Here is a 26,053-nt window from a genome sequence, read left to right on the forward strand (position 1 = left end):
GTTGCAGCGCCATTTCTGTCAATGTTTCCATCAGCTTTCACGGCGACTGCTACCGGCGCCGTGCCCGGACAAGGGCTTCAGTTCGGCGCTCCCTTGCCGATGTGCTGGTCGAGGAATTTCTCGACCCGGCCCCAGAAATCGACGCGGTTCTTCGGCAGGCCCCAGCCGTGGCCCTCGTCCGTGTACTCGATCCACTCGACCTGCTTGTTGGTCGGCTTCACCGCTTCCAGGAATTTGCGCCCGTGGTACATCGGCACACGGCGGTCGACGCCGCCGTAGGCCATCAGCAGCGGTGCCTTGATGCGCGCGGCCTGTTCGATCGGCGAAGTCGCCTTCAGCTGGGCGGCATCCTTGACCTGGTCGCCGATCATGTCCGGCATGCCGTAGATCTTCCATTGTTCGGTCATGTCGGACGTGCCGCTCCAGTGTCCGTCGTACATGAGGTTGATGTCGGTGACGCCGACCCAGTTGATGCCGCACTTGTACAGGTCCGGGTCGTTCGCCAGGCCCATCAGGGTGGCGTAGCCGCCATAACTGGCGCCGGCGATGCAGATGCGCTTCGGATCGGCAACGCCCTGGGCGACGGCCCAGCGGGCGCCGTCGGCGATGTCGTTTTGCATGGCCAGGCCCCACTGTTTCCAGCCGGCGCGGAAATGCTTGTCGCCGTAACCCCGGCTGCCGCGGAAGTCCGGTTCGAGCACGGCGTAGCCGCGCGAGGCCAGGAACTGGCTGTCGGCGCTCCAGCCCCAGCGCGCGCCACGCACCCAGGGGCCGCCGTGCACCAGCACGACCAGCGGCGCATTTTTTGCGCCGCCGGCGGGCAGCGTCAGCAGGGCGGGGATCTCCATGCCGTCGCGCGCCTTGTAGCGCACCGGATCCTGGCGGCTCATCCGTTTGGGGTCGATGCCCGGATAGGCCTCGCCCACGGGGTTCAGCGCGCCTGTTTTCAGGTTGAAGAGGGTGTAGGTCAGCGGCCTGGTGTCGGAAAAGACCTTGACCAGGACCCACTCCTGGTTGGGCGCGGACGAGAACGACATCAGGTTGACCGTGCCGGGCAGGATCTTGTCCAGCCTTTCCTGGGCCGCCTGCATGGCCGGATCGAACCAGGCGGTACCCGGGGCATCGGTTTCGAAGCGCACGCCCAGCAGCTTATCGCCATTGCTGATCAGTTCGCCGTCGAAATCGTAGCCCGGCGTCTCCACCGTCGGCTCCTTGCTGCGTTTGCCGGTCGCGAGGTCGATCCGGTACAGCGCCGTGGTGTCGGCCGCGCCATAGGCCGTGGCGAACAGGCTGCCGTCGCTGCCGAAGCCGACCGGGGAGAATCCGTTCGCGCCGCCCTTGTAGGTGTCGAAGCTGGTCAGGACGCGCCACGCGGAGGTCGCAGGGTCGCGGTAATGGATGGTCGTCACGCCCTTGTCGCTGCCGGCCGCCAGGCGCGGCTCGCCCTTGTGGTCGAGCAGCCAGTGGGTGACCCTGCCGGGCCGCTGGACGGTCTGCACCGTGCCGTTGACCGTGTCGAGCTTGAGCAGGTTCACGGCCCGCAGTTCCTTGCCGTTTTCATCCCAATCGTAGCTTTCGACATAGATGCTGTCGCCGTTCTGGGCGCCGGCCTGGTCGAGCATGAAGGTGTGCCAGGGCAGGATGCGGCGGTTGATGCGCGATTCCGTGGTGTCGGCGGGCTCGCCGCGGCGGCTGGCCAGCTGGCGCCGGTTGCCGCCGTCGCGGTCGACGGCGTACAGGCCGGCCGCGGTGTAGCGCTGGCCGATGGCGACCCGCTTGTCGGTCACGTTGAACACGAGGCGGTTGTCGTTCACCCATTGGAACTGGTTGATGTCGACGTCGTTGTAGCCGGCCACCACCTTCAGGGCCTTGGCCTCCAGGTCGATCACGACCAGGAAGTCGCGACGGTCGGCGCTGCCCGAGATCGCCGCCAGGTAGCGCGCACTGGGCGACAGCTTGGCGTCCGCCAGGGCCGGGTTGGCGAAGAAGTGCTCGATGGGCGGCAGGGCCTGGGCGGGCGCCGCATGCAGCGGCGCCGCGACGGACAGGGCGAGTGCGAGCGCCGCAGCGAGTTGGCGGAAGGCGTTCCTTGGGATCATGGTTTCCGTTTTAGTTTTTTATTCTGATGGGCCCTGCCTGCGGGGCGTGCGCAGGTGCAGGGCAAGGGTGGCGCGGTGAGCGTGCTCTGTGCCGCGACGGCAGAGATTACCATTGCCGAGCAGCATGAAATCTATCCAAAATCCACGCGGCTGCGCGCCGTTCAGGCACCATCCCGGTGCAGCACTTTCGGCACGCGCGCCCCACGCAGGCGGAACGCATCGGGCATGCGCGAGCCGAGCAGCGGGCGCAGGTAGAGGCGGAAGGCGTCGGTCACGTCGGTGCCGGACTCGCTGATGAACTCGTCTTCCATGGTGCGCGTCCTGCCGGCCACCTGGTCCAGCGGCATCAGTTCGTAGTCGACGGAATAAAAGCCGGTGCGGCGGATCGCCACCGAACCGTCCCGGTCTCCCCACATCGCGAACTGGACCGCCTTTTCGCCGACCTCGCGCGCTTCCCGCTGGTCGACGTCGGACACGCAGCCGATGAAGGAGCGCTGCAGGTAACCGAAGGTGTCGCCGCGCACGCGCTTGATGCCGAGTTTCGCCTTGATCTCGTCGCACAGCAGGTCGGCCAGGGCGCCGCTACCCGACAACTGCACGTTGCCATGGGCGTCCTTTTCGATCTCCTTGGCCAGCAGGGTGGCGACCGGTTCGCCCGAGGCGTCGTGGATGCCCTCCGAGACCGCGATCACGCAGCGCCCGTGCCGTTCGTACATGGCCTTGACGTCGGCCAGGAAGCGCTCGAGCTCGAACACGCGCTCGGGCAGGTAGATCAGGTGCGGGCCGTCGTCCGGGAATTTCTTGCCGAGGCTTGATGCGGCAGTCAGGAAGCCCGCGTGGCGCCCCATCACGACCCCGACATACACCCCGGGCAGGGCCGCATTGTCGAGGTTGGCGCCGGCAAAGGCCTGGGCGACGAAGCGCGCCGCCGAGGGGAAGCCGGGCGTGTGGTCGTTGCCGACCAGGTCGTTGTCGATGGTCTTCGGGATGTGGATGCTGCGCAGCGGATAGCCGGCGGCGCGCGCCTGCTCGCTGACGATTTTTACCGTGTCGGCCGAATCGTTGCCGCCAATGTAAAAGAAGTGCTCGATCTCGTGCGCCCTTAACACCTCGAAGATGCGGGTGCAGTAGGCCGCGTCGGGCTTGTCGCGGGTCGAGCCGAGCGCCGACGAGGGCGTGGCGGCGACCAGCTCCAGGTTGTGGCTGGTTTCCTGGGTGAGGTCGAGGAAGTCTTCGCCCACGATGCCGCGCACGCCGTGCAGGGCGCCGTAGACGCGGGTGACGTGCTGGAAGCGGCGCGCCTCGAGCGCCACTCCCACCATCGACTGGTTGATGACGGCGGTCGGACCGCCTCCTTGTGCAACGAGGATTCTGCCTGACGACATATAAACCTCCTTCTCAAAGTGGCGGACGACTACCTTCAGCTTATTGCTTCACTGCTCCCGCGCCGATGTTCTTGTCCAGGAACTTCTCGACCCGGCTCCAGAAATCGATGTTGTTCTTCGGCAGGTAGAAGCCATGCCCTTCGGCCGGGTATTCGACCCACTCGACGTTCGGGTTGGTGCGCTTCACGGCTGCATAGAACTTGGTCCCGTGGTCGATCGGCACGCGCTGGTCGACGCCGCCGTAGGCCAGCAGCAGCGGCGCCTTGATGCGCGCGGCCTGTTCGATCGGCGAGGTCGCCTTCAGCTGCGCGGCGTCGGTGACACGGTCGCCGATCATCTCCGGCATGCCGTAGCGCTTCCATTCGTCCGACATATCGTTGTTATGGTTCGCGCTGGAATACATCAGATTGATGTCGCTCACGCCGACCCAGTTCACGCCGCACTTGTACAGGTCCGGGTCGTTTACCAGGCCCATCAGGGTGGCATAGCCGCCATAGCTGGCGCCGGCGATGCAGACGCGGTTCGGGTCGACATAGCCCTTGTCGATAGCCCAGCGCACGCCGTCCGCCAGGTCGTTCTGCATGGCCAGGCCCCATTGCTTGAAGCCGGCCTTGTAGTGGGCGGCGCCGAAGCCGGTGGTGCCGCGGAACGATGGCTCGAGCACGGCATAGCCGCGCGAGGCGAGGAATTGCGATTCACGATCCCAGCCCCAGGTGCTGCCGCGTACCCAGGGCCCGCCGTGCACGAGCACCACCAGTGGCAGCCCGGCGGGTTTGACGCCGGCGGGGATCGTCAACAGGGCGGGGATGTTCATGCCATCGCGCGCCTTGTAGCTGACCGCCTGCTGGCGCGCCATCCGCTGCGGCTCGATGCCGGGGTAGGTTTCGCCGACCTTGTTGAGCAGCCTGGTGTCGCGGTTGAACAGGTAATAGGTGCTTGGGATGGCGTCGGAATAGGCGCGTACCAGCAGCCATGGCGTCTTCGCATGCTGGGGAGGAGCGGACACCAGGTTGACGGTGGCCGGCAACAGCTTGTCGACCGTCTCCTGGACCGCCTTCATGCCAGGGTCGAACCATTCGACGGACTCGGCGTCGGTGGTAAAGCGCATGCCCAGCACTTTCTCGCGGCTGGTCAGGATGTCGCCGTCGAAGTCGTAGCCCGCCAGGTTGACCAGGGGCTCCGCGCTGAGCTGGCCGGTGGCGAGGTCCATGGTGTACACGGCGCTGGTGTCGCGGCCCCGGCGCGCGGCGACATACAGCCGGCCGTCAGGGCCGAAAGCGAGCGGTTCGATGTTCTCGTTGTTGCCGTACAGCTTGTAGCTGGCCAGCTTGCGCCAATCTTTCGTTTCCGGATCCAGGTAGTGGATGGTCCCGGTGTCTTCCTTGGCGCCCACGGCGATGCGCGGCTCGCCCTTGTAGTCGAGCATCCAGGTGTGCACGTCTTCCTTCGGGCGGCTGACATCCTGCACCTGGCCGGTGACCGTGTTCAGGCGCAGCAGGGCGGTCCTGTTCTTCTTGTAACCGGCATCCCAGATCACGTTGCGCACGTAGACGTATTCCGAATCCTGGGCGCCGCGTTCACTGAGCATGAAGGTGTGCCAGGGCAGCAGGCGGCGGCCCGTGCGTTGTCCGGTGCGCTGGCTGGTGCGTTCGACACCGGTCTCGGCCAGTTGGATCAGGTCGCTGCCATCGCGGTTGACGGCAAACAGGCCCGGCGCATAGTCGTGGTCGCCCGGAGCCACCTTGCGGTTGTCGACGGTAAACAGCAAGCGATTGCCGTTGACCCATTGGAATGCGCTGACGTCGGCATCGCTGTAGGAGGCCACGATCTTGCCCTTGTTGGTCTCCAGGTCGACAACCACCAGGTAGTCGCGCTGGCCGGACGCGCTGCCGCGCGCGGCGATCGCGCGGCCGTCCGGGGACAGCAAGCCGCCGGTAAACGCCTGGCTAGAAAAGAAGCGCTCGATCGGCGGCAGGGCGGGCGCGCTTTGGGCCTGCGCATGGGCGATGGGGCCGGCGCACAGCGACAGCGCGAGCAGGGAAGCGTGAAACAGTGAAGCACGGACAGACGTACGAAGCGACATGCTGGTTTTCCTGGTTATGAAAAAACGCCCGCAGGCGGAACAGATATTTCTCAAGAATAACATTTGTGCATGTCAAAAAGCCATGCAATTTGAATATTGCCGACTAATGTTGCGCAGGTACGTCGCTCTCTCCTTCTGCTACTCCGGCGCCCGGATATGGTCGACCAGGGCGTCGCTCGAGCGCGCCGGCGGGGCGCTGAGCAGGCTGGCGATGAGGATCGCCGCCAGGCCCGCCGGCACGCCGAAAATCCCGGCCGACATCGGCGCGATGTCGAACCAGGCCGCATCGAGCCGCCCGCCCAGGATCGGATTGACGCGGATCATGTAATACAGGCAGACCATGAAGCCCGCCACCATGCCGGCGATCGCACCGACGTGGTTCGCGCGCTTCCAGAACACGCCCAGCACCAGGGCAGGGAACAGCGTCGAGGCCGCGAGCGAAAACGCGGCGCCGACCAGCGACAGGATGTCGGCCGGCTTTTGCGAGGCGGCATAGGCGGCAATGAAGGCGACCGCCAGCAGCAGCAGTTTCGAGATCGTCACCCGCTTCTGGGTCGAGGCGCCCGGATCGACGATCTTGTAGTACACGTCGTGCGACAGCGCGTTCGAGATCGCCAGCAGCAGGCCGTCGGCCGTCGAGAGGGCCGCCGCCAGGCCGCCGGCCGCCACCAGGCCGGAAATCACATACGGCAGGCCGCCGATTTCCGGCGTCGCCAGCACCAGCAAATCGCCGTCGATGGCGATTTCCGCCAGCTGCACCAGGCCGTCGCCATTGATGTCGGCCACCTGGATCAAGGGATTGACCTTGTCGATGTTGGCCCAGTACGCGATCCATGTAGGCAGCGCGCTGAAGTCGCTCCCCACCAGGCTGGTATAGATGTCGTATTTCGCCAGCACGGCCAGTGCCGGGATGCTGAGGTAGATCAGGAGGATGAAGAACAGGGTCCAGAATACCGAGACCCGGGTGTCGTGCACCGAGGGCGTGGTGTAGGCGCGCATCAGGATGTGGGGCAGGGCGGCGGTGCCGAACATCAGGCAGAACACGAGCGCGAGAAAATTGTTGCGGCGGGCGTTCGACTCGGCTTCGGTAACGCCGGGGAAGGGCGTCGCATGCGGCTCGAGCGGCTGGGCGCGCGCCAGCAGCCGGCGGCGCTCCGCGCGCCAGAGCGCTTCGGCGTCTTCCGGCGTTTTCGGGTAGGCCGCCAGCGCCCGTTCGGCGCTGCGCACGTCGGCCAGCGACACGTTGCGCCGGCGCGCCATGTCGAGGCGCTGCTGGGCGGCCAGCCGGCCGCTTTCCCAGGAAGCCGGCAGGGCGGCCAGCCGCGCCCCGTAGTCGTCGGCCTCGCGCTGGAAGCGGGCGCGCACTTCCTGCTCGCGCGGGTCCGCCGCCAGCTGCGCTTCGCGCTGGGCCAGCTTCGGCAGCACCGAACCATAGGCCACCTGCGGCACCGGGTTGTCGGCATGCTTGACCGACAGCCACATGGTCGGGATCAGGAAGGCGACCAGGATGATGATGTACTGCGCCACCTGGGTCCAGGTAATGCCGCGCATGCCGCCCAGGAACGAGCAGACGAGAATACTGGCCAGCCCCAGGAAGATGCCGACCGAGAAATCGACGCCGGTGAAACGCGAGGCGATCAGGCCCACCGCGTAGATCTGCGCCACCACGTAGACGAAGGAGACGATGATGGTCGCGCCCACCGCCAGCAGGCGCACCGGCCCGCCGCGCCCGCCCGTGCCGCCGCCGTAGCGCACGGCCAGGTAGTCGGGAATCGTGTACTGGGCAAACTTGCGCAGGTAGGGCGCGATCAGCAGCGCGACCAGGCAATAGCCGCCGGTCCAGCCCATGATGTAGGCGAGGGCGTCGAAGCCGTACACGTACAGGCCCCCGGCCAGGCTGATGAAGCTGGCCGCCGAAATCCAGTCGGCGGCAGTGGCCATGCCGTTGAACAGAGCCGGCACGCGCCGCCCCGCGACATAGTATTCGGTGACGTTCGAGGTGCGGCTGATCACGCCGATGGTGGCGTACAGGGCGATGGTGGCGAACATGAACAGGTGGCCGATCCACAGCCGCGGCATGCCCTCGTTTTCCAGGATCGTCAGCGTCAGCAGGAAGCCGGCGAAGCAGATGCAGAACCAGGCGTAGTAGCCGGACAGGCGGCGAAAGTAGCGCGCGTTCGTGCTCACGCGCCGTCCCCGGACGGCTGCGCGAGGGTGTCCGCGTACTCGTTGTCGTAGCGGCGCATGCGCCAGGCGTAGGCGCCGATGATCGCCAGGCAGATCAGGGACGCGCCCTGGGCCGCCATGTAGAAGGACAGCGGCCAGCCGAAGACGGTGACATGGGCCAGTTCGCGCGCGAAGAAGACGGTGACGAAACCGGTGCCCAGCCACAGCGCCATCAGGACGACGGTGAGGCGGCGCGTGCGGCGCCAGTGGCTGGCGCGCGCCGCGCGCAGGCGGCGCTGGAGGCCGGGCTCGTGGCCGGCGGCGGGCGAAGAAAATTCAGGCGGCATCGGGTGGCGTGATAATGGGTGGCGGGAAGGTCAGGCGGAACAGGCTGCCCGGGTACTTGGGAAGGATGCTGCGCGGGTTGTTGAAAATGTCGACCTCGGCCCCGTGCTGCCCGGCGATCTCGCGCACGATCGCCAGTCCCAGGCCGCTGCCGGTCGTGTTCGAGCCGAGGATGCGGTAGAAGCGCTCGAACACGTGGGCGCGTTCCTGCGGCGCGATGCCGGGACCGGTGTCCTCGACCTCGAGCAGCGCATGTTCTCCATCGCGCCGCACGCGCACGGTGACGCTGCCGCCGGCGGGCGTATAGCGCAGCGCATTGTCGATCAGGTTCGACAGCAGTTCGCGCAGCATCAGCGCATTGCCGGCAATGATCACCGCGTCGTCGTACGCTTCGTAGCCGAGGTCGATGCCGTGCGCGAACGAGGCCTGCACCCAGTCCTGCACCGTATCGCGCGCCAGCGCGCCCAGCTCGATCTCCTCGAACGCCAGCCCCGCATGCGGCTGGTTTTCCGCGCGCGCCAGGGCCAGCAGCTGGTTGACGAGGCGGGTCGCCGACTCCGAGCTTTTTGCCAGCTGCTCGAGCGAACGGTGGATCTCGCCCGGATCGACCTGGCGCAGCGCGAGTTCCGACTGCATGCGCATGCCGGCCAGCGGGGTCTTCATCTGGTGGGCGGCGTCGGCAATGAAACGCTTCTGCATCTCGATGGTCTGGGCCAGGCGCCCCAGCATGTCGTTGAGCGAGCCGACCAGCGGCGAAATTTCTTCCGGCACCTGGCGCGAGTCGATGGGAGAGAGGTCGTCCGAAGGGCGCGCGCGGATGCGTTCCTGGAGTTCGGCCAGCGGCGACAGGCCGCGCGAGAGGGCGAACCAGACCAGGGCCAGGATGATCGGCAGGATGATGAACTGGGGCAGGATCACGCCCTTGATGATCTCGTTGGCGAGCAGGGCGCGCTTGTCGAGCGTCTCGGCCACCTGCACCAGGGCGCGCCGTCCGGGCGTGCCGGGCGAGGCCAGCGGATCGAGGTTGACGTAGAGGTAGGCCACGCGCAGCGGGTTGCCCTGCAGCGCCGCATTGCGGAAGTGCACGGCGCCGTCCATCTCGGCTTCCTCGGCGCGCGGGCGCGGCAGCTCGCGGTCGCCGTCCACGTGGCGGCCGTCGGCGTCGAGCACCTGGAAATACACGCTGTCGACGTCGTCGGCGCGCAGGATGTCGCGCGCGCTGGCGGGCAGGCGGGTGTCGATCGCGCCTTCTTCCACGCGCACCTGCTGGGCCAGCACCGTGACCCGGTTCTCGAGCGCATGGTCGAACGGCTGGTTGGCGATCGATTTCGCGACCAGATAGGTGATCGCGATGCTCATCGGCCACAGCAGCAGCAGCGGGGCCAGCATCCAGTCGAGGATTTCGCCGAACAGCGAATGCTGGATGTTTTCTTCCGGCTCGGGATTGGGCGGCACGTACAGCGGCTCGGGCACACCCGCATCGACCGGCCGCAGGCCGCGATCGCGTCGGTTCACTGGTGCGCGTTCACTTCGAATCGAGGGCAGGCAGGGTGCCGGCGCCGGCCCGGGCATCCGAATATTTTTCCAGGCAATAGCCGAGCCCGCGCACGGTGGCGATGCGCACGCCGCCGACCTCGATCTTCTTGCGCAGGCGGTGGACGTAGACCTCGATGGCGTTGTTCGAGACCTCCTCTCCCCATTCGCACAGGTGGTCGACCAGTTGCTCTTTCGACACCAGGCGCCCGGTGCGCGCCAGCAGGATCTCTAGCAGGCCCAGTTCGCGCGCCGACAGGTCGAGCATCTGGTCGTCGATATAGGCGCTCCTGCCGACCTGGTCGTAGGCCAGCGGACCGTGGCGCACCACCGTCGGGCCGCCGCCTGCGCCGCGCCGGGTGAGGGCGCGCACCCGCGCCTCGAGTTCCGACAGCGCAAAAGGCTTGGCCATATAGTCGTCGGCGCCGAGGTCGAGCCCCTCGACGCGCTGCTCGACCGAGTCGGCCGCGGTGAGGATCAGGACCGGCAGCAGGGACGAGCGCGCCCGCAGGCGGCGCAGCACTTCCAGCCCCGACATCTTCGGCAAGCCCAGGTCGAGGATCAGGAGGTCGAACTCCTGGGTCGAGAGGGCGGTATCGGCCTCCTGGCCGTTGCGCACGCCGTCGATCGCATAGCCGGACTGGCGCAAGGAGCGCGTCAAGCCATCCGCGAGTACGCTATCATCTTCCGCAAGCAAAATTCGCATAAGATCACCCTGTTTTTCGATTAGACCGCCTGGTCGCAGCTATTGTGTTTGATTTATCGCAACAATGCGAGCCTTCTCCAACACATAGCCAAGGATTCGGCTAGATACCGCTTGCCAAAACCACTGGATTTTTATACAGTACTACCTATTGAAATGCGCGACGGCGCCCCTACTTACGAAGCTCCAAGACTGAGAGAAAATTATGGACGACAAAAAAGTAGTACACAACGCTGCTGAAAAAGGCAAGGCACTGGCAGCGGCACTCGCGCAGATCGAAAAGCAGTTCGGCAAGGGTTCGGTGATGCGCATGGACGCCAACATGCCGGTCGAAGAAGTGCAGACCGTCTCGACCGGCTCGCTCGGCCTGGACATCGCACTCGGCGTCGGCGGCCTGCCGCGCGGCCGTATCGTGGAAATCTACGGTCCGGAATCGTCGGGTAAAACCACGCTGACGCTGCAGACCATCGCCCAGATGCAGAAACTGGGTGGCACCTGCGCGTTCATCGACGCCGAGCACGCGCTCGACGTGACCTACGCACAAAAGCTGGGCATCAAGCTCGACGAGCTGCTGATCTCCCAGCCGGACACCGGCGAGCAGGCACTGGAAATCACCGACGCGCTCGTGCGTTCGGGCTCGGTCGACCTCGTGGTCATCGACTCGGTGGCGGCACTGACCCCGCGCGCCGAGATCGAAGGCGACATGGGCGATTCCCTGCCTGGCCTGCAAGCCCGTCTGATGTCGCAGGCACTGCGCAAGCTGACCGCCTCGATCAACCGCACCAACACGCTGGTCATCTTCATCAACCAGATCCGCATGAAGATCGGCGTGATGTTCGGCAGCCCGGAAACCACGACCGGCGGTAACGCACTGAAGTTCTACGCCTCCGTGCGCATGGACATCCGTCGTACCGGCTCGATCAAGTCGGGTGACGAGGTCATCGGTAACGAAACGAAGGTCAAGGTCGTCAAGAACAAGATCGCGCCACCGTTCCGCGAAGCCCACTTCGACATCCTGTACGGAGAAGGCACCTCGCGCGAAGGCGAAATCCTGGATCTGGGCGCCGACAACAAGATCGTCGAGAAGTCCGGTTCCTGGTACAGCTACAACGGCGAACGCATCGGCCAGGGCAAGGACAACGCCCGCCTGTTCCTGAAAGACCGCCCAGCCCTGGCGCGCGAAATCGAGAACAAGGTCCGTGCAGCACTCGGCGTGCGTGAGCTGCCGCCAGTCGCTGGCGACGCCGGCGACGACAAGCCGAAGCTGAAAGCCGTCTCGGAGTAATCGGCCGGGGTCGGGCCGGCTGGCTTGCACCTGCAAGCCGCAAGCCCTGGCCCCAGCTGATGTGCTGTCATCATGCGCGCACCCGTATTGAGCCTGAAAGCCCGGGCGCTGCGCTTCCTCTCCATGAGGGAGCACAGCCGCCTGGAGCTCAAGCGCAAGCTGGCGCGCCATGCCGAGGAGGGCGACGACATCGACGCCCTCCTCGATTTTTTAGAGAAGAACAACTGGCTGTCGCAGGAGCGTTTCGCCGAATCGCTGATTCATCGAAAAGCCTCGCGCTACGGCAACAGCCGTGTCATGGCCGAGCTGCAAAGCCATGGCGTCAACGGCGAGGCGCTGGCCGAACTGAAGTCCGGCCTGGCCGAAAGCGAGACCGCCCGTGCGGTCGAAGTCTGGCAGCGCAAATTCGGCACCGTCGCGCAAGACGCGGCCGAGCGCAGCAAGCAGATGCGTTTCCTGATGGCGCGCGGCTTTTCCAGCAGCGCCGTGCGTGCGGCGCTCAAGGGCGCGCCCGAGGATGACGACTTCTGAGCTTGTCCGCAGGCTGTCCGCTTGCCTGTATTACTCATCTGTACCCTCATCTGTGACGATCCCAGGCGCCAGCGCGGAGCGCCATCCGCCGATATGCGTTTGCATATTCCTCAACGACGGATGGCGCTGCGCGCTGGCGCTTTTTTACGCCCCTTGGGTTTGCGGTCGCAACATTGACAAGCTTGCCACCTTCGACCGCTGCGGTGCCCGGCAGGCGTCGTCACGCACCATGTTGCAGTGCAACCGGCTGCGGCCTGTGCTAAACTTTCACGGTTTAAGCAGCGCCGCATGAGCGGTTGTTGCCGCAGAAGCTGCGGCAACGTGCATCAGCACACCGGCTGCCACCTTGTTTGCCGATCAATCGGCACGTTTGTTTTTTTATGCCCCTGTCTTCTCCCGCCCCGCGCTCCCTGCGGCATACTCGCGCCATTACTGTCGAAGCGTACGCGCGCGACGATGGCCTGTGGGATCTTGACGCGCGCATTCGCGACATCAAGGCGCGCGACATCGTGCTTGCCTCCGGCAACCGTCCGGCCGGCACCGCCGTGCACGACCTGAGCCTGCGCATTACCATCAACCGCGACCTCGAGATCGTCGACGCCGAAGCCGCGTCCGATGCGGTGCCGTATCCCGGCTACTGCGACACGATCGGCCCCGCTTACAAAAAGCTGGTGGGACTGTCGCTTGCCAAACATTTCCGGTTGCACCTGAAAGACCGCCTCTCGGGCGTGCTCGGCTGCACCCACCTGACCGAACTGGCGCAGGTCTTGCCCACCGCGGCAATCCAGGCCTTCGCCGATGACGAGTTCGAGACACGCAGCGCCGCCAATGATGGCGACGCGGTGCGTCCGTACGAGATCGACCGCTGCCACGCGCTGCGCGCCGACGGCCCCGCCGTGGCACAGTATTATCCGCGCTGGGTAATCAAGGCCATCACGGGTTAGCATTCGGGGTTAACATCCGATGTCGAAGTTTTTAATCAACTACTAAATCAGTAACAGAAGAAGGGACGCCAGCATGAAAATCCATGAGTATCAGGGCAAAGAAATCCTCCGAAAGTTCGGAGTGACGGTTCCGCGCGGCATTCCGTGCATGTCGGTGGAAGAGGCCGTCAAGGCAGCTGAAGAGCTCGGCGGCCCGGTCTGGGTAGTCAAGGCACAGATCCATGCTGGCGGCCGCGGCAAGGGCGGCGGCGTGAAGGTTGCCAAGTCGCTGGAACAGGTCAAGGAATACGCAGAGCAGATCATGGGCATGCAGCTCATCACGCACCAGACCGGCCCTGAAGGCCAGAAAGTGCGCCGCCTGCTGATCGAAGAAGGCGCCGACATCAAGAAAGAACTGTACGTCTCGATGGTCACCGACCGCGTCTCGCAGCGCGTCGTGCTGATGGCCTCGTCGGAAGGCGGCATGGACATCGAAGAAGTCGCGCACAGCAACCCGGAAAAGATCCACTCGATCGCGATCGACCCGGCCGTCGGCCTGACCGATGCCGAAGCCGACGAGATCTCGACCAAGATCGGCATTCCTGCCGAATCGCTGGCCGAAGCCCGCCAGAACCTGAAGGGCCTGTACCAGGCTTATTGGGAAACCGATTCGTCGCTGGCCGAAATCAACCCGCTGATCCTGACCGGCAACGGCAAGGTCATCGCGCTGGATGCGAAGTTCAACTTCGACTCGAACGCCCTGTTCCGCCAGCCGGACATCATGGCCTACCGCGACCTGGACGAAGAAGATCCAGCCGAAGTCGAAGCATCGAAGTTCGACCTGGCCTACATCTCGCTCGACGGCAACATCGGCTGCCTGGTGAACGGCGCCGGCCTGGCCATGGCGACCATGGACACCATCAAGCTGTTCGGCGGCGAGCCGGCCAACTTCCTGGACGTGGGCGGCGGTGCAACGGCTGAGAAAGTCACCGAAGCATTCAAGATCATGCTGAAGAACCCGGGCCTGAAAGCCATCCTGGTCAACATCTTCGGCGGCATCATGCGTTGCGACGTCATCGCCGAAGGCGTGATCACCGCATCGAAGGCCGTGTCGCTGCAAGTGCCGCTGGTCGTGCGCATGAAGGGCACCAACGAAGACCTGGGCAAGAAGATGCTGGCCGACTCCGGTCTGCCGATCATCGCTGCCGATACGATGGAAGATGCAGCCAAGGCCGTCGTCGCCGCTGCAGCTGGTAACGCCTAATTCGAAGGAATAAACAAATGTCGATCCTGATCAACAAAGATACAAAAGTCATCACCCAGGGCATCACCGGCAAGACCGGCCAGTTCCACACCCGCATGTGCCGCGACTACGCGAACGGCAAGGCCGCTTTCGTTGCTGGCGTGAACCCGAAGAAAGCCGGCGAAGATTTCGAAGGCATCCCGATCTACGCCAACGTCACCGAAGCGAAAGCCGCTACCGGCGCCACCGTGTCGGTCATCTACGTCCCGCCAGCGGGCGCAGCTGCCGCCATCTGGGAAGCCGTCGAAGCCGAACTGGACCTGGCCATCTGCATCACCGAAGGCATTCCAGTCCGTGACATGATGGCCCTGAAGGACCGCATGGCCAAGGCCGGCTCGAAGACCCTGCTGCTGGGCCCGAACTGCCCAGGCCTGATCACCCCGGACGAAATCAAGATCGGCATCATGCCGGGCCACATCCACAAGAAGGGCCGCATCGGCGTCGTTTCGCGTTCGGGCACCTTGACCTATGAAGCAGTCGGCCAGCTGACCGCACTGGGCCTGGGCCAATCGTCGGCAGTCGGCATCGGCGGCGACCCGATCAACGGCCTGAAGCACATCGACATCATGAAGATGTTCAACGACGATCCTGATACCGACGCGGTCATCATGATCGGCGAAATCGGCGGTCCGGACGAAGCCAATGCCGCCCACTGGGTCAAGGACAACATGAAGAAGCCAGTCGTCGGTTTCATCGCCGGCGTCACCGCGCCTCCGGGCAAGCGCATGGGCCACGCCGGCGCGCTGATCTCGGGCGGCGCCGATACCGCGCAAGCCAAGCTGGACATCATGGAAGAGTGCGGCATCAAGGCCACCAAGAACCCGTCGGAAATGGCACGCCTGCTGAAGGCCATGCTGTAATACCGGCAGTTCTGGTTGTTTGAAAGAGGGAAGCCTGCGTGCTTCCCTTTTTTTATGCGCCGGCACATGCCAAAACCTGTCACAAGACAAGTTGTCCGACAGAAATTGCACGTGAGCTGACAAAATTTGTCAGTTCATCCAGCCGGCATGCCGCATTTTGTCGCTTTTGTTGTAATGCAACTATCGATTTGGGAGTGAAATGGGCTGGCACGGCGCTTGCAATAAGAAGAACGTGGCACCAAGCAACGCAACAGATAACCCCAAACACCCCTGACTGGAGATACACCATGAAATCGATGAAAATTGTTAAGAAAGTACAATCCGGCTTCACCCTGATCGAACTGATGATCGTCGTTGCGATCATCGGCATCCTGGCAGCTGTCGCCATCCCGCAATACCAGAACTACACCGTGAAAGCCAAAGTCGGCGCAGCACTGAGCTCGGTCGCCGGAATCAAGACCGCAGTCGGCATGTGCATCCAGGAAGCTGGCGGCGTTGAAACCAACTGCACCACCACCAACGCAGCTGCCAACATTCCTGCTTTCACCGCAACCAAGGAAGTGGCTGCCGCATCGGTTACCTCCGGCACCATCACCGTCCAGTTCGCTAACGGCATCGGCAGCGGCGTCGACGGCCAGACCTTCACCATGGACCCGACCGCCAACGATTCGACCATCGCATGGGTGAACACCCCTGCTGCCGGCCTGACGAACGCTGCCGCACGTGACGCCATCACCAAGACCAACATCGTAGCGGCATCGACGACGACCCCGACGAACCCGTAATAGCAGCAGGTAACAGCATCAGCAGAAGCCGCCTTCGGGCGGCTTTTTTCGTTTACACCTCACCGGCGCGCTCTCCGCCCGTACGTCCCCCACGCTTCTACCCCGCTTCCTTCTCCGCGTCGTCACAGACCCGCGCACGATTCTGCTAGCGCAAAGGTCGCCGTTTTTGGCCATCCATACTTTGCCCGCGCGGCGAAGTCTGCCTGCGCATGACCATTCCAACACCGACCGGAGAACCCATGAAACGCGTACAAGTTGTTCAGAAAGAAGAAGCCGGCTTTACCATGATCGAATTGCTGATCGTCGTCGCCATCATCGGCATCCTGGCGACCATTGCCGTTCCCGCCTACCAGGACTACGCGGCGAAAGCCAAGTTCGGCGCCGCGCTGGCCGAAGTCTCGGCAGGCAAGATCGGCGTGAATACCAGGCTCAACGATGGCGAAGACGTGACCGTACCGGAAGAGGTCGGCCTGTCGAAAACGGCCACCGCCCACTGCAGTTTCGGCGCCACTGCCAACGCCGCCGCTGCCAGCCTCAGCTGCAAGATCGTCGCCGGACCGGCCAGCGTCCGGGACCAGACGATTACCCTGACCCGCGACGTCGCCACCGGCGCCTGGAGCTGCAGCGCCAACACGGTCCCGCAAAACCTGATCGGCGCGAAAGGGGTCTGCACCGGAAAAGCGGCGTAACCCATCCGGCTCCTAAGGCCCAGGCAATAAAAAACCCCGCAGCAGCGGGGTTGAGGGCATCAGCGCGGCAGCTCAGACGATCTTCTGCCGGTCCGCCAGCAGCGCCTCGTAGGTCATGTTCTGCAGCAGCGTGTAGTGCACCGGATCGAGGTCGATGAACTGCATGCCATAGGTAAACAATTCGGACTCGTCCGCCGCTTTCGACACGTTCACGTTGCGAATCGCCGCGCGCGCCGAAATGCGCACTTCCTGGTCGTCCGGCGGCGCCTTCAGGGAAAACTGCAGCGCGACTTGCTCTTCGTCGGGCGGCAGCCGGCTCGGCGACACCACCAGTGCGCCGCTGACCGACAGGTTCAGGATCGTGCAGGCCAGCGGGCGCCCGTGCGTGCCGCTGCCTGCCAACTGCGCCGGCAGGTCGACCTTCACCCGCATGGCGGTGCGCAGGCTGGTGCCCTGGATTGTTTTCGGAAACGACACGTGCACGTAGAACAGCGGCCGCGCAAAGATCCGCTCGACGGTGCAGGCGAAGGAGCACACCTTCACGCCCGAGAACACGCGGATCGTCAGGCGCTCGCCCTCGGCCAGCGCGATCGGTGCGCCGTTTTCCATCGGGATCTTGAGGATGATGTACTCGTCCTTCGCGTACCCGATCAGGGCCGAGAAGTGCTGGACGGGCTTGATGCGACGATGCGTGATGAGCTGCAGCCGGGTACCGACTTGCAGGTTCATCGTCTCGAAATCGTAATCTTGCGCTTTGAGTTCCGCGGATGGGGCGACTTGCATGGCGTATTCGAAATGCCTGACAACGATGCCAGGCGGGTCGTCATGATACCAGTGTTAGCCCCAGAGAAATAAATTGACAGTCAAGCTGCATAAAAAAGCCCGCGTTTGGCGCGGGCTTTGTTGTTTCAACGAAACGTTCAGCGTTTGAGGTATTGGTCCAGCCACCCGATGACGGTGTGGTGCCACAACACGGAATTGGCCGGCTTGAGCACCCAGTGGTTTTCGTCCGGGAAGACCAGCAGCTTGCTGTCGATGCCGCGGCGCTGCAGCGCCGTGAAGGTCGACAGGGCTTGCGCGGTCGGGATACGGAAGTCGAGGTCGCCCTGGATCACCAGCATCGGGGTCTTCCATTTGTTCACGTGGTGCACCGGGTTAAAACGCTCATGCTGGTCCGGTACCGCGAAATACGGGCCGCCGTTTTCCCAGTCGGTGAACCATTGCTCTTCGGTCGAGTAGGCCATGCCGCGGGTGTCGAACACGCCGTCGTGGTTGACCAGGCACTTGAAGCCGTCGGACCAGTTGCCGGCGATCCAGTTCATCATGTAGCCGCCGTAGGAGGCGCCCAGCGCGCAGCTGCGCTCGCGGTCCAGCCACGGGAATTTCTTGACGGCCGCATCCAGCCCCTTTTGCAGGTCCTCGAGCGGTTTGCCGCCCCAGTCGCCGCTGATGGAATCGGTGAATTTCTGGCCGTAGCCGGTCGAACCGTGGAAATCGATGAACACGGTGGCATAGCCGGCGCCCGCATACACCTGCGGATTCCAGCGGTAGCTCCAGGCGTTGCCGAAGCTGCCTTGCGGGCCGCCGTGCACCAGGAAGGCGACCGGGTATTTTGCCCCGGGCGTTGCATTCCAAGGCTTCATCACGTAGCCGTACACCGTGTCGCCGTTCGCGCCCGCGAACGAGAACTGCTCGAATTCGCCGAAGCGCACATCGGCCAGCTTGTCGGCGTTGTTTTTGGTGAGCTGGCGTGCCTTGCCGGCGCGCAGGGTCATCGTGTGGAGTTGCGCCGGCGAGGACAGCGACGCGTGGGTGAAGGCGAGGGTGTCGCGGCGCATGTCGAAGGCGCCGATGCTGCCCTTGTCGGTCAGCGCATTGACCTTGCCGCTGGCGACGTCGATCGCGAACAGGCGGTGCTGGCCGACGTCTTCCGCGTCGACGACCAGCGTCTTGCCGTCCGCACTCCACTGCAGCGCGCCGGCCGAGCGGTCCCAGCCCTCGGCCAGGCGGCGCTTCTTGCCGCTTGCCACATCCATCAGCATGATCTGGAAGCGGTCGGCTTCGAAACCGGGACGGGCCATTGCCAGGTAGGCGAGCGTGCGGCCGTCCGGCGAGAACACCCCCTTCGCGTCCCATGCGGGATTCTCGGCCGTCAGGTTGCGCGGCGCGGAACCGCCGGCGGCAGGGACGCTGTAGAGGTCGAAGTTGGTCGACCAGGCTTCGGTCTTGCCGGCGATGCGCGCCGAGAACACGACCGTCTTGCCGTCCGGGCTGAAACGGTATTCCTCGCGGTCGCCGAAGGGTTTCGAGGGCACGTCGCCATCGAGCGTGCCGGACAGGCTGACCGGGGCGCTGCTGACGCGCCCGTTGGCGTCCAGCGGGGCCGAGAACAGCACCGCGTTGCGGCCGTCGGCCCAGGTATCCCAGTGGCGCACGAACAGGCGGTCATACACGCGCCCGCTGGCCTTGTTTTTCGACTGCGCATCCATCCGCTCCCTGGTGCAGGCGAGGTCGGCGCAATCGCGGAAGACGGCCATGCTCAGGGCGATGCGGTCGCCGGTCGGCGACAGGCGGAAGTTGTCGACGTCGAGCGGCAGGTTGGTCACCTGCGTCGGCTCGCCGCCGTTCGCCGGCTGGCGCCACACCTGCGCGCTGCCCGAGCGGGTCGAGACGAAATAGACGGCGTCGCCCGACGGCGACCATTCCGGGTCGAGGCTGCTGCTCTCGTGCGTGACGAGCGCTTTCGGTGCCACCTTACCGTCGATGCCGGCGATCCAGATGCTGGTATGCCCGCGGTTCTTCGCCATGTCGGTGGCGCGCACCGTATAGACGACGCGCGTCGCGTCCGGCGACACGACCGGGCTGCCGACCCGTTCCAGGTTGGCCAGGTCTTCCACCGTCAGACCGCGCGGGGCGGCATGGGCATTGGCGGCGGCCAGGGCTGCCGCCAGTACAACTAAGCGTAAAGTCATCGATTCCTCTTCGAGCGTGTCTCAAGTGTTGTTCTTGTGCCGGCACTCGCGCGCGGCGAAGCCAGCAATTTAACACGTGATGCCGCGCGGATGGCTCTAGAGGCACGGCGCCGGAAGACAATACGGGATGCCCTTACGCGCAGTGCGGATGCGCCGGCGCACCGCATGGGCGATACTGGCCCGGTTGACCAACCCGTATGGCCGTCGATCGTTGCGATCGGCTGCCACCATTGATTGCCGGCGCAAGGCTGGCACCGGCAGGAGGCCGACACCATGAAGAACAAAGCATTTTCCATCGATCTCGATCCGGCGACCCACGCCGCGTCGCGCATGCGCAAGCGCAGCAAGCGCCGCCTCGTAAAAACCATGCTGATGCGCCGGCAACGGGGCTGGCGCCTGCTCGTCCGGCTGGCGCTGTCGGGCGCCGTGGCCACCATGGCCGGCGTCGCGCTGGTCTTCGGCCAGGCCGCCAGCGCATAATTGGCAGGGACCTTGCGGCCGGCGCCTAGGCGCCGTGCTGGAGATGCTGGCGGACCAGGTCCGCAACCGAACTGGCGTTCAGCTTTTCCATCATGCGTCCCTTGTGCACCTCGACGGTGCGGGTGCTGATGCCCAGGTCGAGCGCGATTTCCCGGTTATGGCGCCCGGCCACGACCAGCAGCATCACCTCGCGTTCGCGCGGCGTCAGCGTGGCCTGGCGCTCGATCCATGCCGCCTGCGCCCGGGTGTTCTGGCGGCTGTCGGTTTGCCTGGAGAAGGCTTCTTCGATTGCCCGGATCAGCTGCTCTTCCTGGAGCGGCTTTTCGAGGAAGTCGACGGCGTTGGCGCGGAAGGCGGCGCGTGCCGATTCCACGTCGCCGTGCCCCGTGATGATCAGCACCGGCAGCTTGCAGCCGCGTTCGAGCAGCAGTTTTTGCAGGCTCAGGCCGTCCATGCCGGGCATGCGGATGTCCAGCAGGATGCACCCGTACAGGTCGGGCGACAGGGTGCGCAGGAAGGCCGCGGCGTCGGCGAAGAACGCGGTCCGGTAACCGTTCAGGCTCAACAACAGGCCGAGCGCATCCCGGACGGCGGCGTCGTCGTCGATGATGAACACGGTGTTTTCATGGGGCAGATTCATGCGGGTTCCTCCTCGCTATTCCATTGTGCGGGCAACATGATCCTGAAAACGGCATGCCGGCCCGGTTCGACGCTGAGCGAGCCGCCGTGCGTCTCGACGATGGCCTTGCTGATGGCAAGGCCCAGCCCCCATCCGCTCGACTTCATCGAAATATAGGGCTCGAACAGGCGGGCGCGGACCGGCTCGGCGATCCCGGGACCATTGTCCGCGACCCGGATCCAGACGAAGCCGCCCTCAAGGCCGGTATCGACGCGGATCCGGCGCTCCATCCCCTCGGGCAGTTCGGCCAGCGCCTGCAAGGCGTTCGACAGCAGGTTGCGCAGCACGATTTCCAGCTGCACCCGGTCTCCCGCCAGCCTGGCATCGACCGGCCGCTCGATCTCGATCCGCACCTGTTCGTCGCGCGCCTGCTGCACGAAGGGCTCGATCGCGCCGTCGATCAACTCCGCCAGCGAGAGCGGTTCGACGGTGAGGGTGCCGCTGCGGAAGAATTCGCGCAGGCGCTTGAGGACATTCGAGGCCCGCTGCGATTCGGCCGTCATCGACGCGATGGTTTTCTGGAGCAGGGGATCGCCGCCGTTGCGCGCCACCAGCCGCTGGCATGCGCTGCCATAGGCCGCCAGCGCGGTGAGCGGCTGGTTCAGCTCGTGCGCGAGCGCGGCGGCCATCTCGCCGGCCGCGGCCAGGCGCTGGGACTGGCGCAATTCATCGCTGGCACGCTGGGCCATGTCGACGGCGATCCCGATCAGGAAGCCCGACAGGGTCAGTGTCAGCACGAGCATCTGCACGTTGTCCATTTGCGCCGGATAGGCGATCGGGTGCAGCGCGGTCACGGTGACGCTCGCCTCCAGCACCACGGCGGCCGTGAGCGCCCCGGCCGTCCCCTGGCGCGCGGCCGCCCAGGCCAGCGGCAGGATGAGCAGGTAATACGCCAGCTCCGATGGCGCCGGGTCCTGCAGGGCGACCGTCAGCACCAGGGCAATGAGGGCGGTGTAGGCGGCCGTATCGCGGTTCAGGACGCGCCGCGCGTACACCGCGCGCAGCTCGCGGTCGAGCAGGTAGGCCAGGACCGGGACGGTCACGAGCATGCCGGCGATGTCGGCGATCGTGTAGCGCAGCAGGGTCTCGACCCAGGAGCCCTGCGTGGCGAAGCCGGGGCCGTGCAGCACGCTGGCGTACAGCGCCGCGTTCAGGAAGCTGCCCAGGGTGACCACCGCGGCCCACAGCAGCAGCCCGCGGTGGGTGGCGAAGAACGCCGTCCCCGGCAGGTAGCTGCGCATGAACAGGCCGACGGCGACATACATCGGCACCGGCAGCAATCCCACCAGCAGCGACAGGCCGGTATCGCCAGGCAGGGCCGGCGTGATGCCGGAGGCCAGCAGGGCGGCCACCACCAGCGCCGGCATCGCCCGCGCGCCCAGCCGGAACACGGCATACGCCGCCAGCCCCGCCGCCGGATGCCAGACCGGATCGATCGTCTGGTAGCGCGCTTCCGGGCCGCTCAGGACATCGCATACCAGATACAGCGCCAGGAACAGGGCGCCGTGCCACAGGGGCCTGGCCGTACCAAGCTTGCTCATACCTTCCTTCGCACATCGACAACGATAAGGGCAGCATGGTCGCACAATCGCGCATTTGTTTCCGGCAAAGATGCTTCGTAAGGGCTTCCCTTAGGGGCGGGGGCGAATAGGCAAGGCCTGCCGAATGGCCGATACTGGCTCTTGCATATCGCCGACCACAAGCAGGCCGGGCGATGCGGTCATGGTGGCGGCGCCCGCCGCCGGAATCAAGCTGAAGGAGGAACTCCCGTGAACGAAGCAGCGATCCTGCTGGGCATCCTGAGCATATGCGTGTTCTGGACTGCCTGGCGCGAAAAGAAAGAAGCAAACCCGCGCGACAGCCGTTTCATGGCGGTGGCCGGCGTCGTGATGATGGCCGGGGCCGGCGCTTTTACCGCCGCCGCGTCCTAGGAACTGCCGGCACGGCGCCTGCGACGCTTTTTGCGGAGGATGGTGTCATGTGGAAGACCGTAGAACGTATTCGGAATGCGATGGACCTCACCAAAGACTTTATCAAGGCGAAGCAGCCTTGCGCCAGCGGACTGCGCTGGTTCCTGCGCCATTACGAACAAGGTGCGGATTACCAGCCCCTGCTCGATTCCCTGGTCGACGCCGGCCGCTTCGGCGACGCCAGCTGGCTGTTGAGCCAGTTCGGGCCGACCAGCGAGGTGCGCAGCGTCGACAGCATCGACGCGCCGGCCGTGGTCTTCGCCGGCCACCTGGAAGTGCGCGGCAACATCGACGTCGATTCCGTCCTCCATACGGGAGGCGCGATCCGGGCCCGGGGCGCGGTCCTTGCCGGCAGCACGATTCACTGCGGCGGCGACCTGGTCGCGGGCGGCGGCATCCATTGCGGCGGCTCGGTCGAGGCCGGCGAAGGCATCCACGCGCAATGGGACATCGACACGGCAGGGGCGGTGCGCGCACGCGGCGACCTGCGCTGCGGCTGGTCGCTCGCCTGCGCAGAAGGGCTGTACATCGGCGGAAACTGCCATGTCGGGGGAGACGTCGAGGCCGGCGGGCCTGTCGTGTGCGGCAAGGGCATCCGCACCGGGGGCGCGCTCACCGGCCGCGACCACATCCGGGCCGGCCACGGCATCGAGTGCGGCGCCGCGATCCTGTGCGAGCACCACCTGGAAGCCAACTGGGGCATCAAGGCGCGCGAGGGCATCACCGCCCACGGTGCGATCCGGGCGGGCGAAAGCCTGCTGGCCGGGGACGAAATCCGCGCAGGCGAGGGGCATGCCGTGTTTGCCGGATTGAGCGTGCGGGTCGACGCCTGGCGGGCCAGTGCCCAGGTGCACGCGCGCACGAAACCGGAGCGCCTGCTGAGCGGCTGGTGGTACGGCACGTGATGCCGTCTGGTCATTCGCTACCGCGAGGCCGACGGCGAGCATTACGTGTATGTCCAGGACCTGGTCGGCGGGCGCCTGGCAGGCTATACGGTGTTCAACCGCCTGGTCGAACTCGACCGCCGGACCTCATGACACCATCCTGGTGCATTATTTATCGAGGTCCGCCGTCCAATCCCCGCTCTTGCCCCCGTGCTTTTCCAGCACCCGCACATTCGTCATCACCATCCCCCGATCCGCCGCCTTGCACATGTCATAAATCGTCAGCAGCCCCACCTGCACGGCCGTCAGCGCCTCCATCTCGACGCCGGTCTTGCCGTGCAGCTCGACCTGCGCGCGGCAATGAACTGCGCTGGCGGCTTCGTCCACCTCGAAATCGACAGCGACCCGGGTGATGGCGAGCGGATGGCACAGCGGAATCAGGTCGCTAGTGCGCTTGGCGCCCATGATGGCGGCGATGCGGGCGATGCCGAGCACGTCGCCCTTTTTGGCGTTGCCCGACTGGATCAGCGCCAGCGTCTCCGGCTTCATGCGGATGGTGCCGGCCGCCACCGCCACGCGGTGGGTTTCGCGCTTGGCGCCGACGTCGACCATGTGGGCCTGGCCGGTGGCGTCGAAATGGGTCAGCGGGGCGCCGGCGGTCGGGTTGGAGTCAGTCATGGCGGTGTCGGTATGCTTGGGTAAGAAAGTGTTTCAGGGTGCGGCAAAGGGCGCGCGGATGGGGTTATCATAGCATCGTGAAACCGATGACCCATCCCCCGCTGCGGCGCTGCCCAAGCCGCTGGCGCCGTTCGCTGGCCGTCCTTGCCGTGTCGGCCGCGACCGGCTTCGCCCCTGTGGCGGCGCATGCCCAACAGTTGAACAACGTCCCGAATTCGATGCGCCTGCCCACGCTGGGCGACACCGCGCGCGAGGACTTGTCGCCCGTCGTCGAGCGCAAGCTGGGCGAGGAAATCATGCGCGAGATCCGGCGCGAACGCGACTACCTCGACGACGATGCGATTTCCGAATACCTGAACAATTTCGGCGGCGCCCTGGTCGATGCGGTGCCCGGCGCGCGCGGCGAAACGAATGCCGACTTCCACTTCTTCCCCGTCCGCGACGGCGCCATCAACGCGTTCGCGCTGCCGGGCGGCTTCATCGGCATCCATTCCGGGCTGCTGCTCGCGGCGCAGACCGAATCCGAGCTCGCCTCGGTGGTGTCGCACGAGATCGGACACGTCTCCCAGCGCCACATCGCGCGCATGCTGGGCCAGCAGCGCCAGGACGTCTTGTTGCCGCTGGCGGCGATGATCCTGGCGGCGCTGGCCGCGAAAGCCAGCCCGGATGCGGCGATGGGCGTGCTGATGGGCGGGCAGGGCCTGGCCGTGCAGCGCCAGCTCAATTTCAGCCGCGACGCCGAGCGCGAGGCCGACCGTGTGGGTTTTCAGATCATGAGTGCCGGCGGTTACGATACCTCGGGCATGGTCGCCTTTTTCAAGCGCCTGCAAAGCGCCAATAAAGTGTATGGCGAGATTCCCGCCTTCCTCAGCAGCCACCCGCTGACGAGCGAGCGCATCGTCGACATCCAGGCGCGCATCCGCGAAACGCCCTACCGGCAGCGGCCGGATTCGATGGAGTTCCACCTGGCCAAGGCGCGCGCCCGCGTGTTGCAGGACATGGGCACGACGGCGCGCCGCGATACGCGCACGGCCTTCCAGACGCAGCTGGCCGAGCAGCGCCGCCAGGAGCAGGCGGCGGCCCAGTACGGCCTGGCCTTCCTGGCGCTGAAGGAAGGCGACCTGGCCGGTGCACGCAGCTGGTTCGACAAGTCGCGCGTCACCATGCAGCCGAAACCGGGCGTGTTTTCGGCCGCCCCGAAAAGCGACGGCGGCGCCATGTTCGCCGTGCTCGACCTCGAGATCAAGCTGGCGCCGGGGCAGCCGAAAGAAGTCGCGCAACAGGCCTTGAAGGATGCGGCGGATGCGACCTACCAATATCCGCTGTCGCGCGCGCTGGCGCGCCAGTATGCGAACGCCATGATTGCTGCCGGTAAGCTCGACGACGCCACGCGCTACCTGCGCGAGCAGGTGCAGCTCTACCGCGAGGATCCAAAACTCTACGACATGCTCGCGAAAGCCTATTCGGGTCAGGGCAAGATCGCGCTGCAGCACATGGCGCTGGCCGAATCCTATGTGCTGGCCGGCGCGCTGCCGGCCGCCGTCGACCAGCTCAATTTCGCGCGCAAGGCGGGCGACGCGACCTTTTATGAGCAGTCCGTGATCGACGCGCGCGAACGCGAGATCAAGGCGCGCCAGAAAGAAGAAAAAGAAGAAGAAAAAAGCCGGTAAGCACGCTTGGCGCCTCCTGCATGGATGCGC

The 26,053-nt window shown here is 65.3% G+C and carries 23 protein-coding genes and 1 pseudogene; 12 read left to right on the forward strand and 12 right to left on the reverse strand.

What is annotated here, in order from left to right; genetic code table 11:
• Positions 1-77 precede the first annotated feature (77 nt).
• From ACWCIA_RS17085 to ACWCIA_RS17115, 7 genes are all read right to left on the reverse strand, one after another.
• Positions 78-2,099 carry an alpha/beta hydrolase family protein gene (locus ACWCIA_RS17085; protein WP_454165158.1) on the reverse strand — a complete coding sequence of 674 codons (2,022 nt, stop codon included), beginning with the start codon at positions 2,097-2,099 and terminating at the stop codon, positions 78-80.
• A 161-nt stretch (positions 2,100-2,260) separates the two neighbouring features.
• A complete protein-coding gene (locus ACWCIA_RS17090) occupies positions 2,261-3,484 on the reverse strand; it encodes a 6-phosphofructokinase (protein WP_454165159.1) in 1,224 nt (407 codons plus the stop codon).
• A 40-nt stretch (positions 3,485-3,524) separates the two neighbouring features.
• Positions 3,525-5,567 (reverse strand): prolyl oligopeptidase family serine peptidase, encoded by a 2,043-nt coding sequence (locus ACWCIA_RS17095; protein ID WP_454165160.1) that lies wholly within the window; start codon positions 5,565-5,567, stop codon positions 3,525-3,527.
• Between the two features lie 138 nt (positions 5,568-5,705).
• Positions 5,706-7,754 (reverse strand): sodium:solute symporter family protein, encoded by a 2,049-nt coding sequence (locus tag ACWCIA_RS17100; RefSeq protein WP_454165161.1) that lies wholly within the window; start codon positions 7,752-7,754, stop codon positions 5,706-5,708.
• On the reverse strand, positions 7,751-8,080 hold the full coding sequence (locus tag ACWCIA_RS17105) for a DUF4212 domain-containing protein (RefSeq protein ID WP_454165162.1): 330 nt from the start codon (positions 8,078-8,080) through the stop codon (positions 7,751-7,753). Before ACWCIA_RS17105 ends, ACWCIA_RS17100 begins: the two co-directional genes overlap by 4 nt.
• Positions 8,070-9,650 (reverse strand): sensor histidine kinase N-terminal domain-containing protein, encoded by a 1,581-nt coding sequence (locus ACWCIA_RS17110; protein WP_454165163.1) that lies wholly within the window; start codon positions 9,648-9,650, stop codon positions 8,070-8,072. Before ACWCIA_RS17110 ends, ACWCIA_RS17105 begins: the two co-directional genes overlap by 11 nt.
• Entirely contained in the window at positions 9,604-10,317 is a 714-nt protein-coding gene (locus ACWCIA_RS17115; protein ID WP_454165164.1) for a response regulator, read from the reverse strand. Before ACWCIA_RS17115 ends, ACWCIA_RS17110 begins: the two co-directional genes overlap by 47 nt.
• Positions 10,318-10,519: 202 nt before the next feature.
• Between ACWCIA_RS17115 and recA the strand changes: the two genes are divergently transcribed.
• The 7 genes from recA to ACWCIA_RS17150 all read left to right on the forward strand — a co-directional run bounded on the left by recA (position 10,520) and on the right by ACWCIA_RS17150 (position 16,690).
• Positions 10,520-11,599 carry a recombinase RecA gene (gene recA / locus ACWCIA_RS17120; RefSeq protein ID WP_454165165.1) on the forward strand — a complete coding sequence of 360 codons (1,080 nt, stop codon included), beginning with the start codon at positions 10,520-10,522 and terminating at the stop codon, positions 11,597-11,599.
• 72 nt (positions 11,600-11,671) lie between these two features.
• Complete coding sequence (gene recX / locus ACWCIA_RS17125; RefSeq protein WP_454165166.1) at positions 11,672-12,130, forward strand: recombination regulator RecX; 459 nt, start codon at positions 11,672-11,674, stop codon at positions 12,128-12,130.
• A 380-nt stretch (positions 12,131-12,510) separates the two neighbouring features.
• Positions 12,511-13,074, forward strand: a complete 564-nt coding sequence (locus ACWCIA_RS17130) for a DUF2889 domain-containing protein (RefSeq protein WP_454165261.1) — start codon at positions 12,511-12,513, stop codon at positions 13,072-13,074.
• A gap of 73 nt (positions 13,075-13,147) precedes the next feature.
• Positions 13,148-14,317, forward strand: coding sequence for an ADP-forming succinate--CoA ligase subunit beta (gene sucC / locus ACWCIA_RS17135; protein ID WP_454165167.1), 1,170 nt, complete (start codon positions 13,148-13,150; stop codon positions 14,315-14,317).
• Positions 14,318-14,334: 17 nt separating this feature from the next.
• Positions 14,335-15,216, forward strand: coding sequence for a succinate--CoA ligase subunit alpha (gene sucD / locus ACWCIA_RS17140; protein ID WP_454165168.1), 882 nt, complete (start codon positions 14,335-14,337; stop codon positions 15,214-15,216).
• Positions 15,217-15,512: 296 nt separating this feature from the next.
• Complete coding sequence (locus ACWCIA_RS17145) at positions 15,513-16,001, forward strand: pilin (protein ID WP_454165263.1); 489 nt, start codon at positions 15,513-15,515, stop codon at positions 15,999-16,001.
• A gap of 239 nt (positions 16,002-16,240) precedes the next feature.
• Positions 16,241-16,690: a pilin gene (locus ACWCIA_RS17150; RefSeq protein ID WP_454165169.1), complete on the forward strand. Its 450-nt coding sequence runs from the start codon at positions 16,241-16,243 to the stop codon at positions 16,688-16,690.
• Positions 16,691-16,762: 72 nt separating this feature from the next.
• Here ACWCIA_RS17150 and ACWCIA_RS17155 read toward each other — a convergent pair whose 3' ends face one another.
• The gene (locus tag ACWCIA_RS17155) at positions 16,763-17,473 is read right to left on the reverse strand and encodes a flagellar brake protein (protein ID WP_454165170.1); all 711 of its coding nucleotides are present in this window, start codon (positions 17,471-17,473) and stop codon (positions 16,763-16,765) included.
• Positions 17,474-17,610: 137 nt separating this feature from the next.
• On the reverse strand, positions 17,611-19,662 hold the full coding sequence (locus ACWCIA_RS17160) for a prolyl oligopeptidase family serine peptidase (protein ID WP_454165171.1): 2,052 nt from the start codon (positions 19,660-19,662) through the stop codon (positions 17,611-17,613).
• 273 nt (positions 19,663-19,935) lie between these two features.
• Between ACWCIA_RS17160 and ACWCIA_RS17165 the strand changes: the two genes are divergently transcribed.
• Positions 19,936-20,142 (forward strand): hypothetical protein, encoded by a 207-nt coding sequence (locus ACWCIA_RS17165; protein ID WP_454165172.1) that lies wholly within the window; start codon positions 19,936-19,938, stop codon positions 20,140-20,142.
• A 25-nt stretch (positions 20,143-20,167) separates the two neighbouring features.
• Here the strand turns inward: ACWCIA_RS17165 and ACWCIA_RS17170 are convergent, their stop codons facing one another.
• A complete protein-coding gene (locus tag ACWCIA_RS17170) occupies positions 20,168-20,782 on the reverse strand; it encodes a response regulator transcription factor (protein WP_454165173.1) in 615 nt (204 codons plus the stop codon).
• On the reverse strand, positions 20,779-22,362 hold the full coding sequence (locus ACWCIA_RS17175; RefSeq protein WP_454165174.1) for an ATP-binding protein: 1,584 nt from the start codon (positions 22,360-22,362) through the stop codon (positions 20,779-20,781). Before ACWCIA_RS17175 ends, ACWCIA_RS17170 begins: the two co-directional genes overlap by 4 nt.
• A 228-nt stretch (positions 22,363-22,590) precedes the next feature.
• Here ACWCIA_RS17175 and ACWCIA_RS17180 point away from each other — a divergent pair, with 228 nt between their 5' ends.
• The 3 genes and pseudogenes from ACWCIA_RS17180 to ACWCIA_RS17190 form a co-directional block, all read left to right on the forward strand.
• Complete coding sequence (locus tag ACWCIA_RS17180; protein ID WP_454165175.1) at positions 22,591-22,752, forward strand: hypothetical protein; 162 nt, start codon at positions 22,591-22,593, stop codon at positions 22,750-22,752.
• A gap of 47 nt (positions 22,753-22,799) precedes the next feature.
• Positions 22,800-23,696 carry a hypothetical protein gene (locus ACWCIA_RS17185; RefSeq protein ID WP_454165176.1) on the forward strand — a complete coding sequence of 299 codons (897 nt, stop codon included), beginning with the start codon at positions 22,800-22,802 and terminating at the stop codon, positions 23,694-23,696.
• 6 nt (positions 23,697-23,702) lie between these two features.
• Positions 23,703-23,819 (forward strand): annotated as a pseudogene (locus ACWCIA_RS17190) (N-acetyltransferase); the annotation flags it as partial.
• Between the two features lie 24 nt (positions 23,820-23,843).
• Here ACWCIA_RS17190 and moaC read toward each other — a convergent pair.
• Complete coding sequence (gene moaC / locus ACWCIA_RS17195; protein ID WP_454165177.1) at positions 23,844-24,353, reverse strand: cyclic pyranopterin monophosphate synthase MoaC; 510 nt, start codon at positions 24,351-24,353, stop codon at positions 23,844-23,846.
• A gap of 86 nt (positions 24,354-24,439) precedes the next feature.
• Between moaC and ACWCIA_RS17200 the strand changes: the two genes are divergently transcribed.
• A complete protein-coding gene (locus ACWCIA_RS17200; RefSeq protein WP_454165178.1) occupies positions 24,440-26,023 on the forward strand; it encodes a beta-barrel assembly-enhancing protease in 1,584 nt (527 codons plus the stop codon).
• Positions 26,024-26,053 lie beyond the last annotated feature (30 nt).

It is taken from the genome of Massilia sp. SYSU DXS3249, assembly GCF_053668055.1.

Bases quoted from the DNA above. Each gene is read 5' to 3' on its own strand.
- ACWCIA_RS17085 (WP_454165158.1), bottom strand. From the start codon at position 2,099: ATGATCCCAAGGAACGCCTTCCGCCAACTCGCTGCGGCGCTCGCACTC.
- ACWCIA_RS17090 (WP_454165159.1), bottom strand. From the start codon at position 3,484: ATGTCGTCAGGCAGAATCCTCGTTGCACAAGGAGGCGGTCCGACCGCC.
- ACWCIA_RS17095 (WP_454165160.1), bottom strand. From the start codon at position 5,567: ATGTCGCTTCGTACGTCTGTCCGTGCTTCACTGTTTCACGCTTCCCTG.
- ACWCIA_RS17105 (WP_454165162.1), bottom strand. From the start codon at position 8,080: ATGCCGCCTGAATTTTCTTCGCCCGCCGCCGGCCACGAGCCCGGCCTC.
- ACWCIA_RS17110 (WP_454165163.1), bottom strand. From the start codon at position 9,650: ATGCCCGGGCCGGCGCCGGCACCCTGCCTGCCCTCGATTCGAAGTGAA.
- ACWCIA_RS17115 (WP_454165164.1), bottom strand. From the start codon at position 10,317: ATGCGAATTTTGCTTGCGGAAGATGATAGCGTACTCGCGGATGGCTTG.
- recA (WP_454165165.1), top strand. From the start codon at position 10,520: ATGGACGACAAAAAAGTAGTACACAACGCTGCTGAAAAAGGCAAGGCA.
- recX (WP_454165166.1), top strand. From the start codon at position 11,672: ATGCGCGCACCCGTATTGAGCCTGAAAGCCCGGGCGCTGCGCTTCCTC.
- ACWCIA_RS17130 (WP_454165261.1), top strand. From the start codon at position 12,511: ATGCCCCTGTCTTCTCCCGCCCCGCGCTCCCTGCGGCATACTCGCGCC.
- sucC (WP_454165167.1), top strand. From the start codon at position 13,148: ATGAAAATCCATGAGTATCAGGGCAAAGAAATCCTCCGAAAGTTCGGA.
- sucD (WP_454165168.1), top strand. From the start codon at position 14,335: ATGTCGATCCTGATCAACAAAGATACAAAAGTCATCACCCAGGGCATC.
- ACWCIA_RS17145 (WP_454165263.1), top strand. From the start codon at position 15,513: ATGAAAATTGTTAAGAAAGTACAATCCGGCTTCACCCTGATCGAACTG.
- ACWCIA_RS17150 (WP_454165169.1), top strand. From the start codon at position 16,241: ATGAAACGCGTACAAGTTGTTCAGAAAGAAGAAGCCGGCTTTACCATG.
- ACWCIA_RS17155 (WP_454165170.1), bottom strand. From the start codon at position 17,473: ATGCAAGTCGCCCCATCCGCGGAACTCAAAGCGCAAGATTACGATTTC.
- ACWCIA_RS17160 (WP_454165171.1), bottom strand. From the start codon at position 19,662: ATGACTTTACGCTTAGTTGTACTGGCGGCAGCCCTGGCCGCCGCCAAT.
- ACWCIA_RS17165 (WP_454165172.1), top strand. From the start codon at position 19,936: ATGAAGAACAAAGCATTTTCCATCGATCTCGATCCGGCGACCCACGCC.
- ACWCIA_RS17170 (WP_454165173.1), bottom strand. From the start codon at position 20,782: ATGAATCTGCCCCATGAAAACACCGTGTTCATCATCGACGACGACGCC.
- ACWCIA_RS17175 (WP_454165174.1), bottom strand. From the start codon at position 22,362: ATGAGCAAGCTTGGTACGGCCAGGCCCCTGTGGCACGGCGCCCTGTTC.
- ACWCIA_RS17185 (WP_454165176.1), top strand. From the start codon at position 22,800: ATGTGGAAGACCGTAGAACGTATTCGGAATGCGATGGACCTCACCAAA.
- moaC (WP_454165177.1), bottom strand. From the start codon at position 24,353: ATGACTGACTCCAACCCGACCGCCGGCGCCCCGCTGACCCATTTCGAC.
- ACWCIA_RS17200 (WP_454165178.1), top strand. From the start codon at position 24,440: ATGACCCATCCCCCGCTGCGGCGCTGCCCAAGCCGCTGGCGCCGTTCG.